This window comes from Streptomyces sp. NPDC050997 (assembly GCF_040660135.1).
GTDB lineage: Bacteria > Actinomycetota > Actinomycetes > Streptomycetales > Streptomycetaceae > Streptomyces.
This window is the reverse complement of sequence record NZ_JBFAGK010000004.1, coordinates 597406-611777: the sequence shown is the minus strand read 5'-3', so window position 1 is coordinate 611777 and position 14372 is coordinate 597406. Positions and strand designations below refer to the sequence as shown.

Annotated in this window: 14 protein-coding genes; 6 read left to right on the top strand and 8 right to left on the bottom strand. The window is 70.8% G+C overall.

Annotation, left to right across the window (positions count from 1 at the left end; genetic code table 11):
- Positions 1-61 precede the first annotated feature (61 nt).
- Positions 62-1039, top strand: a complete 978-nt coding sequence (locus AB0H86_RS12720; RefSeq protein WP_362436399.1) for a helix-turn-helix domain-containing protein — start codon at positions 62-64, stop codon at positions 1037-1039.
- Positions 1040-1077: 38 nt separating this feature from the next.
- Here the strand turns inward: AB0H86_RS12720 and AB0H86_RS12715 are convergent, their stop codons facing one another.
- From AB0H86_RS12715 to AB0H86_RS12700, 4 genes are all read right to left on the bottom strand, one after another.
- Positions 1078-1353: a DUF5133 domain-containing protein gene (locus tag AB0H86_RS12715; protein WP_362436397.1), complete on the bottom strand. Its 276-nt coding sequence runs from the start codon at positions 1351-1353 to the stop codon at positions 1078-1080.
- A 161-nt stretch (positions 1354-1514) separates the two neighbouring features.
- Positions 1515-3284, bottom strand: a complete 1770-nt coding sequence (locus AB0H86_RS12710; RefSeq protein ID WP_362436395.1) for an ABC transporter ATP-binding protein — start codon at positions 3282-3284, stop codon at positions 1515-1517.
- Positions 3285-3439: 155 nt separating this feature from the next.
- Positions 3440-3985, bottom strand: a complete 546-nt coding sequence (locus tag AB0H86_RS12705; protein ID WP_362436393.1) for a hypothetical protein — start codon at positions 3983-3985, stop codon at positions 3440-3442.
- A gap of 28 nt (positions 3986-4013) precedes the next feature.
- A complete protein-coding gene (locus AB0H86_RS12700; protein WP_362436391.1) occupies positions 4014-4622 on the bottom strand; it encodes an ATP-binding protein in 609 nt (202 codons plus the stop codon).
- Between the two features lie 216 nt (positions 4623-4838).
- Here AB0H86_RS12700 and AB0H86_RS12695 point away from each other — a divergent pair, with 216 nt between their 5' ends.
- Both AB0H86_RS12695 and AB0H86_RS12690 read left to right on the top strand, forming a co-directional pair.
- Entirely contained in the window at positions 4839-5069 is a 231-nt protein-coding gene (locus AB0H86_RS12695) for a DUF397 domain-containing protein (protein WP_362436389.1), read from the top strand.
- A gap of 99 nt (positions 5070-5168) precedes the next feature.
- Entirely contained in the window at positions 5169-6083 is a 915-nt protein-coding gene (locus tag AB0H86_RS12690) for a helix-turn-helix transcriptional regulator (protein ID WP_362436387.1), read from the top strand.
- Between the two features lie 110 nt (positions 6084-6193).
- Here AB0H86_RS12690 and AB0H86_RS12685 read toward each other — a convergent pair whose 3' ends face one another.
- The gene (locus AB0H86_RS12685) at positions 6194-7012 is read right to left on the bottom strand and encodes an SAM-dependent methyltransferase (protein ID WP_362436489.1); all 819 of its coding nucleotides are present in this window, start codon (positions 7010-7012) and stop codon (positions 6194-6196) included.
- A 121-nt stretch (positions 7013-7133) separates the two neighbouring features.
- Complete coding sequence (locus AB0H86_RS12680; RefSeq protein WP_362436487.1) at positions 7134-7991, bottom strand: aldo/keto reductase; 858 nt, start codon at positions 7989-7991, stop codon at positions 7134-7136.
- A 279-nt stretch (positions 7992-8270) separates the two neighbouring features.
- On the opposite strand from AB0H86_RS12680, the gene AB0H86_RS12675 reads away from it, so the two are divergent.
- On the top strand, positions 8271-9152 hold the full coding sequence (locus AB0H86_RS12675; protein ID WP_362436385.1) for a Gfo/Idh/MocA family oxidoreductase: 882 nt from the start codon (positions 8271-8273) through the stop codon (positions 9150-9152).
- 167 nt (positions 9153-9319) lie between these two features.
- On the opposite strand, the gene AB0H86_RS12670 is transcribed toward AB0H86_RS12675, so the two are convergent.
- Positions 9320-10216, bottom strand: coding sequence for a GNAT family N-acetyltransferase (locus AB0H86_RS12670; protein ID WP_362436383.1), 897 nt, complete (start codon positions 10214-10216; stop codon positions 9320-9322).
- 381 nt (positions 10217-10597) lie between these two features.
- On the opposite strand from AB0H86_RS12670, the gene AB0H86_RS12665 reads away from it, so the two are divergent.
- Positions 10598-11698, top strand: coding sequence for a PP2C family protein-serine/threonine phosphatase (locus AB0H86_RS12665; RefSeq protein WP_362436486.1), 1101 nt, complete (start codon positions 10598-10600; stop codon positions 11696-11698).
- 12 nt (positions 11699-11710) lie between these two features.
- Here the strand turns inward: AB0H86_RS12665 and AB0H86_RS12660 are convergent, their stop codons facing one another.
- Positions 11711-13924: an MMPL family transporter gene (locus AB0H86_RS12660; RefSeq protein ID WP_362436381.1), complete on the bottom strand. Its 2214-nt coding sequence runs from the start codon at positions 13922-13924 to the stop codon at positions 11711-11713.
- Positions 13925-14133: 209 nt separating this feature from the next.
- Between AB0H86_RS12660 and AB0H86_RS12655 the strand changes: the two genes are divergently transcribed.
- On the top strand, positions 14134-14340 hold the full coding sequence (locus tag AB0H86_RS12655; protein WP_362436484.1) for a hypothetical protein: 207 nt from the start codon (positions 14134-14136) through the stop codon (positions 14338-14340).
- Positions 14341-14372 lie beyond the last annotated feature (32 nt).

Below are 14372 nucleotides of genomic sequence, written 5' to 3'. Positions count from 1 at the left end.
TCCATTGCCGCTTCTGACAGGAGTTGGCGAAGATGGCGAGAATCCGCCTATCGTTGCGTTCATGCACACGGTGGCGATCCTCGCTCTCGACCACGTGGTGCCGTTCGACATGGCGGCACCCATGCAGGCCTTCGACTGGACACGACTGCCCGACGGCCGTCGGCCCTACCGGGTGCGTCTGTGCGCCGAGTCGCCGGAGGTGCGTGCCGACGGCGGTTTCGGTCTGCGGGTCGACCGGGGGCTTGAGGCGCTGGCGGACGCCGACACGATCATCGTGCCGGGCCGTTCTCCCGAGGCCCCGCCGCCCTCGGCCGCCGTGGTGGCGGCGCTGCGCCGGGCCGCCGAGGCGGGCACCCGGATCGCGTCCGTCTGCGTGGGCGCCTTCGTGCTGGCGGAGGCCGGACTCCTGGACGGGCTCAGCGCCACCACGCACTGGGTGGCCGCCGACGCGCTGGCCCGCCGTTTCCCGCGCGTCGACGTCCGGCCGGACGTGCTGTACGTGGACAACGGGCAGATCCTCACCTCCGCCGGAGCCGCCGCGGCCCTGGACCTGTGCCTGCACATGATCCGCCGCGACCTGGGGTCGGCCGTCGCCGCGCACGCCGCCCGGATGTCGGTGATGCCGCTGGAACGGGAGGGCGGGCAGGCCCAGTTCATCGTGCACGAGTTTCCGCCCGTGCCGCGGGGCTCCGCCCTGGAGCCGGTCCTGGAGTGGATCGAGGACAACCTGGCCCAGGAGCTCACCCTGGGCGCGTTGGCGGCGCGCTCGGGGATGAGCGAGCGTACCTTCAGCCGTCGGTTCCGGGAGCAGACGGGCACCACTCCCCTGCAGTGGCTGCTCCGGGCCCGGGTACGTCGTGCCCAGTACCTGCTGGAGAACAGCGACCACCCGGTCGAACGGATCGCGCGACAGGCGGGGTTCGGCTCCCCCACCTCGTTCCGCGAGCGGTTCCGCCGGGTGGTCGGCACCACACCCCAGGCCTACCGCGCCGCGTTCCACGCGAGGACGGACCCCGTCCCGCAGCCGCTCCCCTCCTAGACCTGTCCCGGGGACCGCGGCTGCGGGACGGCACGGCGTCACACCGCCAGCCTCAGCCCGTCGTCCTCCCCGTCCACATCCGTTGCGGTCGGTGCTGTGCGCCCGGCGGCGATGAGCAGAGCGTCCGCCTTGGCGACCGCCTCGTGGATGTCGGTGGCCCCCACCATCACGCACAGCGTGTAGGTGACGTCCTCCAGTTCACGTGCGATCGCCTCCCTTTCCCTCTCCGCCTGAGCCCTCTCCGCCTGGGCGATCCGCAGCGATGCGTACCGAGTCAGCAGCTTTCTGACGACCTTCGGGTCCGGAACGAGCACGTAGCGCCCCTCTCTCGAGTTTTGCGCTGCGTATGCCCGAACGGTGGCGGAGCATTCACTTCCGGTGCGTTACGGCGCACAATTGGCGCAATTCCATTACTTCCTGCCCGGCGTACGCGCCTACTGCCGTCGTGCGCTGTTCGTGCGCCGCTCGTACGCCGTCAGGTGAGCTGTCCGCTGTGCAGCGCCGTGTACGCCCCTCCCCGGCGCAGGAGTTCCTCGTGAGTGCCGATCTCCTGGATGCGGCCGTCGCCCATCACCACGATGCGGTCGGCGCCCCGCACGGTGGACAGACGGTGCGCGACCACGAACGTGGTGCGTCCGTGCAGCAGTCGGGCGAGCGCCTGTTGGACGAGCCCTTCAGACCGGGTGTCCAGGGCGGAGGTCGCCTCGTCCAGGACCAGGACACGGGGGTCACGGATCAGCGCGCGGGCGATGGCGAGGCGCTGGCGCTGTCCGCCGGAGAGCCGGGCTCCGCGCTCGCCGACCAGGGTGTCGAGGCCCTGCGGGAGCCGTTCGACGAACTCCAGCGCGTTGGCGTCGCGCAGGGCCGCGCGCACCGACTCCTCGGCGGCGTCGTCCATGCCGTAGGCGACGTTGTCGCGGATCGTGCCGTCGAAGAGGATCGACTCCTGCGGCACCACCGACACGAAGCGGCGGTACGTGCGCAGGTCGAGGCTGTTCATGTCGGTCCCGTCGAGCAGCAGCCGGCCGGAGGTCGGACGGATGAACCCGATGACGAGGTTGAGGACGGTGGACTTGCCCGCGCCGGACGCGCCGACCAGGGCGACGGTCTCCCCCGGGGTCACCGTGAGGGTGAAGTCCCGTACGGCGGGCCTGCCGCTGTCGTCGTACGCGTGGCCCACGTTGCGGAAGGTGACGGCGCCCCGCACCGAGGTGACCTCCGACTTGCCCTCGTTGTCCTCCAGTTCGGGAGCCTGGAGGACCTCGCCGACCGAACGCACCGACTCCAGGCCCTTGGTGATGACGGGGGCGAGCCCTGCCAACGTTGTCGTGGAGTTGGTGAGGGTGGTCAGGAAGGCACTGAGCATGACGACGTCGCCCGGGGTGACACCCCAGACGCCGTAGTACGAGACCAGGGCGGCGCCGGTCAGGACCAGCACGCCGACCACGTTGAGGACGACCCAGGCCAGCGAGCCGAAGCGCCCGTTGACGAGGTCGAGGCGCATTCCGGAGGTCAGCAGCCGGCGCAGGGTGCCGTCCATGCGGCGCAACGCCTTGCCCTCCAGGCCGTGGGCGCGGGTGACCGGGATGAGGCGGGTCATCTCCGTCACCCGGGAGGAGAGGGTCTCGACCTCATGGCGGAAGTGCTCGTTGTGGGTCCGCAGCCGGGACCTGAGCCGGGCCACGACCAGGGCGGCGGCGGGGACGACGACGAGGAAGACGGGGACGAACTCCGGGGTGCGGACGGCGATGATGACAAGACCGCCGACCAGCACGGTGATCGCGCCGAGCCCGCTCTCCGCGGTCTGCTGCACCATCTGTTCGACGGTCTCGACATCCCGCACCACCTTGGCCTGCAGGACACCGGCGCTGACCCTGGAGTGGTAGCCGATGGACAGCTGCTGCATGCGGATGCACAGGGCGGACCTGAGGGTGGTGCCCATGCGGCGCACGCTCCCGTACAGGAGGCGGACGTACAGGAGGTGCAGCGGGTAGTTGACGAGCAGGATGAACATGATGACGCCGGTGCTCGTCCACAGCCGGGAGATCGGTTGGTGCTGGACGACGGTGTCGATGATGGACGCGGTGATCAGCGGCAGCAGCCACACGGGACTGTGCTTGACGGTGAAGACGCCGACGGCCGCCGCCAGGCGGTGTCGGTCGGCGTGGAACAGGTACGCGAGGGTGCGTACGGGGTGTTCGCCTCGGTAACGATGATCGAGGGGTCTTTCGGGCGGTGACGCCATCGGCGGTGGTCCTCCCCGGTTGCCGGCTTCAGGGCAAGCGCTTTCTTCCCCTGCGGACCAGGACTACACCAGGCAGTGGTGAGGGTTTCGGGCAGGGGGCGGCCCTTGGGGATGACGGGCGGAAACCGCGAGTGTCGCGTCGGGCGGCCGGGGGCTCACTCGCCGAGTGTGCGGGCGAGTTCCGTGGTCGCGCGGGCGATCTCGGTGTCCTCCTCGGCCAGCAGCCCCCGCAGGGCGCCGCGCCGGTCGCGGACCGCCTGCCGCGCCTTGCGCTCCCACACGACGTGGTTCTCGCGGTGGTTGAGCAGCTTCGGGTAGACGGCGGCCGTGCTCTCCCACTGCCGGGCGGCGGCGATGTTCCCGAGCAGCTGGATGATCTCCGCTCGGCAGGTCACCCGGGGCAGTTGGGCGAGTTCCCACAGGAAGGGGACCGTGGCGGCCGTCGCCTGCTCCACGACGAAGCCGTACTGGCAGATGCGCCGGCGCAGATCGGCGAGAGCGGCCCGGGCCGTCTCCGGGTCACCGCAGGCCACGCTGTTGAGCAGCAGGGGGATGGCGGCGGCGCAGCCGGTGGAGTCCTGGATCTCGCGCCACGGCACCCGGTCCAGAGCCGTCAGGGGCGTGGTCCTGGCCACCCCGGTGGGCGGCTCGTGGGGGTCTGTGCGCTCGGTGCTCTGCGGGTGCTTCGGAGCGGTGCGCATGGCGTGGGGCCTTTCCACGGCGGTCATGTCAGGTGGGAGGGCAGGTCGACAGCCTGGCCCAGACGGTCTTGCCGGCCGGGGGCGTCAGGGTCCAGCCCCATTCCTCGGCCAGGGCGTCGACGATGAACAGGCCCCGGCCGTGGTCCAGCAGGGCGTCGCCGTCGGCGGTCGTGAACTCGGGCGGATCCTCGCCGGGATCGGAGACGGTGAGATGGACATGGGCGGGCTCGAGAGCGATCCCCAGCCACACCTCCGCCTCGCTCACGAGGGCCTGAGGTACCGCGTGTGCCACGGCGTTGGCCGCGAGTTCGGTGATCACGAGTGCGGCGTCGTCGCCGCGGTGGTCGAGCGACCAGCGGCGCAGGGTGTCCCGGGTGAAGGACCGAGCCAGGGCGAATCCCTCCGCGCCGCACCGGATGCGTAGTACGGCGGCGTCCGGGGCTCCACTCGGGTTCGTCGGGCTCGGGTTCGTCGGGCTCGGGGGTGTCGGGCTGGATGGCGTCGGACGCGGGGACGACCGCTCACCGATGCCCGCCGAACGCCGCTGTGACGGGAAACCGCTGACCAGGGACGCTCCCCCCGCACCGGGCACAGCCTGACCCGGCTGCCGGAGGACGTGGTTCGCAGGTGATGACACGGCATCTCCCTGATGCGACGTCAAGAGGGGGCGCCATCCTGGGGGTTGACGCCGTAGCTATTATCCACGCTGACAGCGCTCGCGTGCAATTGCACGAGAAATTGCACGAAAGACGGGTGGGACTGGAGGGACCGGGGGAACCCGGCCGTCCCATGCGGGCGGCCGGGCGCGGAACCCGGCCGCCCGGCGGAGAACGCGAACAGCAAGGAGACTGCGGTGCCACCAGTACGGAACGGAGTACGGGCGAGTTCGCTGAACGCCCGCTGGATCAAGAGCCGGTACAGCAACGCCGAGGGCAACTGCGTGGAAGTGGCCACGCTGGTCGACGGGGAAGTCGCGATGCGCAACTCCCGTGATCCCGACGGACCGGCGTTGATCTACACGCCCGCCGAGGTGGCGGCGTTCGTCGCCGGAGCGAAGGAGGGCGAGTTCGACCATCTGCTGTGAGGCGGCGGTCAACTCCCTTACGTCTTCGAACAGATACGGTGCGACACTACGCAGTGCGATAGTCTGAGTCATCTCTGTGCCGGTTTAATGGGAGCCAGGATGTCCCCCGAGTCACATCGCATCTCCCGCCTGCAGCCTTACCTGGACCGGCCCGAGCCGGCTCCGACCCTGCTGAAGATGCTGGTGGGCGTCCAGCTGGCGGGTTTCCGCGAAGACGCGGGGCTCACGCAGGAACAGGCGGCGCGAGCCCTGAAGTTCAGCCCGGCGAAGCTGTCGCGCATCGAGTCGGGCAAGGGCCGACGGCCCCCGGCCGAGCCCGACGTCCGCGCACTGCTGGAGCTGTTCGGCACCGACGAGTACGAGGCGTCGGTGCTCCTCAAACTGCTCCGGCGCGCGGGCGATCCGGGGTGGTGGCAGCGCTACGACAAGCGGTTGATGCCCGAGTGGTTCGACCGTCTGGTCGGCCTCCAGGAGGCGGCGGCCACGATCCGTACCTTCGAGATCCAGTACGTGCCCGGCCTGCTGCAGACGCCGGACTACACCCGGGCGGTGGTGGAGCGGGGGCTGCCCTCGGCGGCCGAGAGCGAGGTACGGCGCCGGGTCGAACTGCGCACCCGCCGCGCGCAGTTGCTGGATCGCGGGGACGCTCCGCAGTTGTGGGCGATCCTCGACGAGTCGGTGCTGCTGCGGGTCCTGGGCAGTCGTGAGGTGATGCGGGACCAGCTCGACCATCTGATAGCGATGGCCCAGCGCCCCCATGTGACGGTGCAGATCGTGCCGTTGGACGTGACGAACGCGTCCGCGCCGGCCATCCCGATCACCTATCTCCGTTTCGGCGGTCTCGATCTGCCCGACGTGGTGTATCTGGAGCACATCAAGAGCGCCAACTTCCTGGAGGACCGCGACGAGACCGAGGAGTACCGGCTCGCCCTGGACCGGCTGGCCGACGACGCGCTCGAACCCCGGGACTCCCTGCGGTTGCTGCGGGAGACGAGGGAGCAGCGCTACGGCTGAGCGCGGCGCCACCGGCTCCCACGCCGGCACACCGAACGCCCCGTCACGGGACCGAGGAGGTCACATGACGGGGCGTCGTGACGTCGTCGTGACGTCAGGGCACCGCCGGGTCAGAGGATGCGGGCGACGCCGCCGAACTCGATCCACTCGTGGGAGAGCTGGCGGGGGACCACCTCGGAGTCGGGCCGCCAGGTGGAGACCTCCACCAGGCCCGGGTCGAGGATCTCCATGCCGTCGAACCACCCGGCGACGTCCTTCTCCTGGCGCACCCGGCCCCAGTGGCCCTGGGTGGCCTTGTCCATGAAGTCGGTGACGAACTCGCGGACCTCGGGCTCCTCGCTGACCAGCTGACACATCACCATGAAGCTGCCGGGCACCAGCCGTTCGGTGACCCGGCGGACCACCGCGAGGGGTCCGTCCGTGTCGCTGTCGGGGATGCAGTGCATCACCGAGTTGAACAGCACGGCGACAGGCTGGTCGAGGTCGATCAGACGCCGGGTCTCGGGGTGCGAGAAGATCTCGTCGGTCTCCCGCATGTCCGCGTGGATGACGGCGGTGCGCTCGTCCTGTTCCAGCAGGGCCCGGCCGTGGACCAGCACCATGGGGTCGTTGTCGACGTAGACGACGTGCGTGTCCGGGTCCACGCGCTGGGCGACCTGGTGGACGTTGTCCTGGGTGGGCAGGCCTGAGCCGTGGTCGAGGAACTGCCGGATGCCGTGATCGGCGGCCAGCACCTTCACGACACGTTGCAGGAAGCGCCTGTTGTTCACGGCCAGCCGGCGGGTGCTGGGAACGACCTTGTCCAGCTCCTCGCACGCCGCCCGGTCCGCCGCGTAGTTGTCCTTGCCGCCCAGATAGTGGTCGTACATCCGCGCGGCCGTGGGTACGGCGGCATCGATCGACGTGGACAGCTGCTTACCGGTCTGCATCATTCCCCCAGCTTCGTGCCGCGCCAACTGGCCTGGCAGGACAGGGAGTCCATCCTAGGGACCGGATGTTTACCGATGCCAGTCCATGCACGCACCGGCCACGAACGAACGACGTGACGGGTCAGCCGGCGTCGAGTTCCGCGAGTTCCTCCGTGGTGAGGACGAGGTCGGTGGCCGCGGCCGAGTCACGAATGGTCTCGGGCCGGCTCGCGCCCGGGATCGGCACGACCACCGGTGACTTGGCGAGCATCCAGGCCAGGCAGATCCGCTGCGGGCTCACTCCGTGGACCGTGGCGATCCGGGCGAACGGGGCGTGCGCGGAGCCGAGCTCACCGGCGCGGGAGATGCCGCCGAGCGGGCTCCAGGGCAGGAACGCGATGCCGAGTTCGTCGCACAGGCGCAGTTCCGGCTCGCTGGAGCGGAAGGCCGGGGAGAACTGGTTCTGTACGGAGACCAGCCGACCGCCGAGGATCTCGTTCGCCTGGCGGATCTGGTCCGGGTCCGCGTTGGAGATGCCGGCCATGCGGATCTTGCCCTCGTCGAGCAGTTCACGGATCGCGCCGACGGACTCCGCGTAGGGCACCCCCGGGTCGGGGCGGTGGAACTGGTAGAGCCCGACGGCCTCCACGCCGAGCCGTCGCAGAGAGGCCTCGCAGGCGGCCTTGAGGTGCTCGGGCCTGCCGTCGAGGGTCCAACTGCCGCCGCCGGGGCGCAGATGGCCGCCCTTCGTCGCGACGAGGACATCCCGGCCGCGGTCCTGGGAGGCGAGGGCCTTGGCGATCAGGGTCTCGTTGTGGCCGACCTCGTCGGCGTCCCGGTGATAGGCGTCCGCGGTGTCGACGAGGGTGACACCGATGTCGAGTGCGGCGTGGATCGTGGCGAGGGAGCGGGCCTCGTCCGGTCGCCCCTCGATGGACATGGGCATGGCGCCCAGGCCGATCGCGCTCACTTCGACGTCACCGATACGGCGGGTGTGCATGGCCTCGACCTCTTTCGGCTGTCCGGCGGATCCGACGGCGTCCGACGACCCGGACGGGACGCCCACGACGACGGACGCGCTCCAGCCTCCCTGGCCCGCACCCCGAAGGTCCAATAGAAGAATGAGAACGGATTCAGCACCCGGGCCGCTGAATCCGGGCCGTCGTCAGGACCCGAAAGGGCTTGCGCACCAGCACCACCCGTGTGAAACGCTCACCCTCGACCGGTCCCCCACCCGAACCGGTCATCACCAGGTATTACGGCGTGGAGAGGCAGCGGAATGCGCATCGGACTGCTCGGCACCGGCCCCTGGGCCCGGATAGCCCACGCCCCCGCCCTGAGCGAACACCCAGGGCTGGACTTCGTCGGGGTGTGGGGCCGCCGTCCGGACGCGGCCAAGGAACTGGCCGACCTGCACGGCACACGGGCGTACGACGACGTGGACGCGCTGTTCGCCGACGTGGACGCCGTGGCCGTCGCCCTGCCGCCGGACGTGCAGGCGCCGCTCGCGGCGCGGGCCGCGCGGGCGGGCCGTCATCTGCTGCTGGACAAGCCGCTCGCCATGACGGTCGAGCAGGGGCGGGCGGTGGTCGACGCCGTCCAGGACGCGGGCGTCGCCTCGGTCGTCTTCTTCACCTCCCGTTTTCGGGTCGAGACCGAGGCGTGGATCACCGAACAGGCGGGCGTGGAGGGCTGGTTCACCGCCCGGGCGCAGTGGCTGGGCTCGGTGTTCACGAGCGACAGCCCGTTCGCCGACTCACCGTGGCGGCGCGAGAAGGGCGCCCTGTGGGACGTGGGACCGCATGCCCTGTCCGTGCTGCTTCCGGTGCTCGGCGACGTCCGGCGGGTGGCGGCGGCCGCGTCCGGTCCCGGGGACACCGTGCATCTGGTCCTGAACCATGCCGGTGGCGCGTCGAGCACCCTGACGCTGAGCCTCACCGCGCCGCCCGCGGCGGCGGGCGCCGCGGTGGAGCTGCGGGGCGAGGCGGGAGTGACCGCCCTTCCGGAGAGCTCCGAGGAGTTGGGGTCCGCCGTCGCCCGGGCCGTGGACGCCCTGCTCGACTCCGCCCGCACGGGACGCCCACACGCGTGCGACGCCGCGTTCGGTCTACGGGTCACCGAGATCCTGGCGGCGGCGGAGTCCCTGCTCGACGAGGCCTGACCCTGGCGGTGGCCGCACCGGTGCAGGAACCGGACCTGCCCGTCGAAGCCCGTCGAAGCCCACCGCCGCCTCCGTCGTCGCCGCCGCCGCCGATCACACCGTCGATCGGCATGCCACCCGGCACTGACAGACGGACCGGACCGCCTGTCAGTGCCGGGGCGGCCGTCTCAGCCGACGCGCCCCGGGAGGAATTGCACGCGTTCCCGTACGACGGGATAGCCGGCCTTGGTGAAGTTCCCGGCCATCGGGAAGTTCCCCTGGTCAGTGGCGGCGGCGATGAACTCGGCGCCCCGCTCGACCAGGAAGTGGGTGCACTCCGCGAGGAGGTCGTAGGCGTAGCCGTTTCCCCGCTGGTCCGGCAGGACCCCGATGAAGCCGACGCAGGGGCCGCCGGTGTTGTGCGCCGGGATGTGGATGCCGACCGGGTCGCCCTGCGGGGTGTGTGCCACCTGCCACCACTCCCTGGGCGACGGGCACCAGTGGAAGAAGTCGAGTTCCTCCTGGGCGGCCCGGTCGAGGCCGCCCTCCTCTATGGCCTTGAGGGCATGGGCGTCCAGGGTGACGGAATGGATGCGGCGCAGGAGGTCGCGGAACACCTCGTCGTCCGGTTCGGACCGGAACTCCAGGCGTCCGGGCCGCTCGGGCAGCCCGCACTCCGAGGTCCACCGGTACAGGAAGCGTTCCACCAAGAGCTCGTATCCGGCGTCGCGTGCGGCGGTGAAGCGGCTCTCGGTCGCGGCACGCAGCGCCGGGTCCTCGCGCCAGCCCGGGGGCGGGTTCATCTCGAGTTCGACCTGCCAGGGGGCGGTGCGCAGGAGTTCGGCGCCCGCTTCCTCCTCGCCCTCGGCCACGTCGAACCAGTTGACGTTGAGGGGCTCGGTGTCGTCGGGGCCACCCCACCAGGCGCCACGCGCCACGACTTCGCCGTCGCGCAGGGCCACCCGCTTCCAGTCGGGGCGGTGTCGGGTGAGCCGGTGTCCCTCACGGGCGTTCAGCGGGTCCGGCAAGGTGTCGAAGAGTGGGGCGTCGCGCTCGTCGAGCGCGCGGATGACCAGATCGGTCACGGATTCCTCCGGGATGCGTACTGCGTGGAGCGCTCCCGGTCAGACGAGGCACGCCGGGCCAACGGGAAGGGAGCGCTGGGTGGTTGTGGACTTCACGGCACTCGCCTCCTTCCGTCGTCTCGGGGCGTGGCGCCTCACAGTACACCGGTCGATCGGCCCTCGAGGCCGAATTAAAACGCGCTGTGCCGTGTACCGGGAGGACGGCCCTGCGGAGCATCGGAGCCCAACCTCGCCGTGAGAGTGCTCTCACCCGAAGCGCCCTGTACATCCAGGGCACGGCACCCACCGGGGTACGGCCGGCGCTCACGCCCTTCCAGCCTCTCGGCGCCCCCCGGCATGCGGTGCGGGGGCGGTCGTAGCAGCCTGGAGGGTGTGGGCAGAGTGCGCGGCGGGTGGTCACGCCCCGAGCGGGACCGGCGGGACTGGCTGCGGGGCGGCGCGCCGCCGCCGGGCTGGGCGCGGGTGCTGCCGGCCGCCCTGCTCGGCGCCGTGTGCGCGGCGACCCTGATCAGCCCCGACCCTCTCGACATCGGCTTCCTGCTGGGTGCCATCCCGCCGCTGGCCGTCCTGTCCTGCGGGCCCGTGGCGACCGCGGTGCTCGGCGGGCTCGTGCTGGCCGTGCTGAACATTCCCGCGTTCCATCTGAACGATCCCGGCAGCACCGATCTGCTGACCGTCGCCTTCGTCGCCGCGCTGAGCGTGTTCGTGTCGTTCGTCCGCAGTCGTCGGGACGCCCAACTGGTCACCGAGCGGGCCGTCGCCGAGGCGGCGCAGCTTGCCGTCATGCCGCCGCTCCCGTCGCGGGTGGGGTCGGTGCGCTGTGCGGGCCTGTACCGGGCGGCGCAGCGCGGGACGCTGGTCGGGGGCGACTTCTTCGACGTACGGGAGGGGCCGTTCGGGGTACGGGCCGTGATGGGCGACGTACAGGGGCACGGGCTGTCGGCCGTGGCGACGGTCGCCTCGCTGCTGGGGGCGTTCCGGGAGGCGGTGCTGGACCAGCCGGACCCGGAGTCGGTGGCGGCCCGGCTGGACCGCCGGCTGCGGCTGGACTTTGGTGGGACGCCGAACTCCGAGCTGTTCGCGACGGTGGTGCTGCTGGAGTTCGCCGCGGACGCGCGCGCGGTACGGATCGTGGCGTGCGGCCAGTCCGGGCCCCTGCTGCTGCGCCACGGCCGGCTCGTCGAGATCGAGCTCGCCCCGCACCCGCCGCTCGGTCTCGGGCTGCCCGACGGCGGGCCGCCCGTCGGTCTCACCGTGCCGCTGGAATCCGGGGACCTGCTCTTCCTCGCGTCCGACGGGGTCACCGAGGCAAGGGACGCCGTCGGCACGTTCTACCCGCTCACCGACCGGCTGTCGGACTTCGCCGCCGATGACCCGGCCGCGCTGGCCCGACACGTCTGGACGGACCTGCGCCAATACGGCGGGACCCTCCAGGACGACGTGACGATGCTGGTCCTCATGCCCGGGAAACCGGCCCCCTGACCGTCACACCCGCTACCGCTCCCCCTCGGCGTCGATGTGCGGCAGGATCCGGTCCAGCCAGTGCGGCGTCCACCAGGCGTGCGATCCCAGCAGGGTCATGACGGCGGGCACCATGAGCAGCCGTACCACGGTGGCGTCGATCAGCACGCTGACGGCCAGGCCCAGCCCCAGCATCTTCACGACGATGTTGTCGCTGATGATGAACGCCGCGAACACGCTCACCATGATCAGGGCCGCGCAGGTGATCACCCGGGCGGTGATCTCCAGGGCGTGGGCGACGGAGTCCTTGGCGTCGCCGGTGCGCAGCCAGGCCTCGTGGACGCGGGAGAGCAGGAAGATCTCGTAGTCCATGCTGAGGCCGAAGATGATCGCGAACATCATCATCGGCACATAGCTCTCGATGGGCACCTTGCCGTGGACGCCGAGCGCGGGCCCGCCCCAGCCCCACTGGAAGACGGCGACCACGACACCGTACGAAGCCGTGATCGACAGGACGTTGAGGACGGCGGCCTTGACCGCGACGAGGAGGCCGCGGAACACGGCGAGGATGATCAGGAAGGCGAGGGCGACGACCACGCCGATGATCAGGGGCAGCCGACTGGCGACGATGTCACGGAAGTCGACCTGGGCGGCCGTGGTGCCGGTGACATAGCCCTTGGCGTCGTAGCCGGAGACCGCGTCGGGGAGGGTGTGGTCGACGAGACGGTTCGTCAGGTCGGTGGTGGTGGCGTTCTGCGGGGAATGTTTGGAGTAGACGGTGGCGAGCAGCAAGTCGCCGTCGCTGGTGGGGTTCAGCGGGGTGACCGTGGCCGCGCCGGGCACCGCGCTCAGGGTCTTCTCGGCCTGGGAGGAGAGGTCGGCGCGCTTGTCGGACGGGACGGAGGTCTGGTCGATGACGACGGTGAGGGGGCCGTTGGAGCCGGGCCCGAAGGCGTCGGTCATCAGGTCGTAGGCCCGCCGGTCGGTGAAGGACGTCGGGTCGGCGCCGTCGCCGATGTGACCGAGCTGGATGGAGAAGACCGGGATCGCGAGGATCGCGATGACGGCCACTCCGGCGCCGAGGTACTCCCAGGGCCTGCGCTCGACGCGCTTGGCGTAGCGGTGCCAGGTGCCGTGCGGCGCGGCGCCCGGTGCGGCGTCGGTCTCGGCGACCGGCTCGCGGACGTGGTAGCGGTCGATGTGTCTGCCGATGAGCCCGAGGAGGGCCGGCACGAGGGTGAGGGCGCCTACGACGGCGGAGACGACGGTGACGGCGGCGGCGACTCCGAGTTTGCCGATGAAGGACACCCCGGACGCGTACAGGCCCGCGAGGGCGATGATCACGGTGGTGCCGGAGACGAGCACGGCGCGGCCGCTGGTGGACGCGGCGTGTCCGGCGGCCTCGGCGGGATCGGCGCCGTCCATCAGATTCTGCCGGTGCCGGGTGATCAGGAAGAGGGCGTAGTCGATGCCGACGCCCAGGCCGATCATGGTGGCGAGGGTCGGCGAGACGGTCGCGAAGGTGAAGGCGACGGCCAGCAGTCCGAGGCAGGCGAGGCCGCCTACCACGCTGATCAGGGCGGTGATCAGGGGCAGTCCGGCCGCGATGACGCTGCCGAAGCCGATGAGCAGCACGACGATGGCGACCGCGAAGCCGATCAGTTCGCTGACCCGGTCGTCCGCGTCGGGACGGGCGAGCTCGCCGAGCGAACCGCCGTACTCGACCTCGGCGCCGGCCGACCGCAGCGGCTGGACGGCCTTGTCGACGCCGTTCAGGTAGTCGTCGCCGAGGGTGTTGGGCTGCTCGTCGAAGCGGACGGTGATATACGCGGTCTTGCCGTCGCTCGACACCGGGCCGATCTTCGACGACTTCACGGAGAGCGGGTTCTGGACCGAGAGCACATGGGGGAGCTTCTGGAGGTCGCTCACGGTCGTGGACAGCTGCGAACTCAGCGCGCTCACGGGCTGCTGGTCGTCGTGCAGGACGATCTGGCTGCTGTAGCCCCCGGCCTGCGGGTCGTGCTCCTTCAGTACGTTCAGGCCGTCCGTGGACTGCACACCCGGCAGCTGGAAGTTGTCCTCGTAGGTCCCGCCGACGGCTCGGCTGGCCACCTGGAGGGCGACGACAGCCACCAGCCAGGCGATGATGACGACCACGAAGTGCCGTGCGCACCACTCTCCCAGTCGCCGCAGAACCCCCGGAGCGGCGTCCCCTGTCCCTTCTTCGGCTGTCTGGGTTTCTGGCATTCCCTGGCCTTTTCTGCCGGCCGAGTCTTCGGAAAGCCCATTAGACGCCCGAGTGATCGCCCGGGCATCCCGGGGCGATCACTCGGGGGTGGGGCGCGGGCCGCGGGACTCCTCGGGATGCAGGGTCCGGCCGGGCGTTGAATGGTGATATCGGGCCCGGTGAGGGAAACCGGGGTCGAGGAACGATCCGGATCCGAGGAGCAGACATGATGCCGACGTCACAGCCCGACGCGTCAGGGCCGTCCGAGGACCGCATCACCCCGGACGCCCTGCTGCACACCCGTACCGGCACGGACGTGTCCCCCGAGGACGTGGTGCTCGCGTCCGGCAGGGACCTCACCCCGCACACCCTGGCATGGGCCAGGCGCAAGCTGGCGGCGGAGGGCCCGGCCGCGCTCGACAAGCTGCTGCCGTAACCGAGGGCGACCGGCGGCGTGCGCCGCCGCGT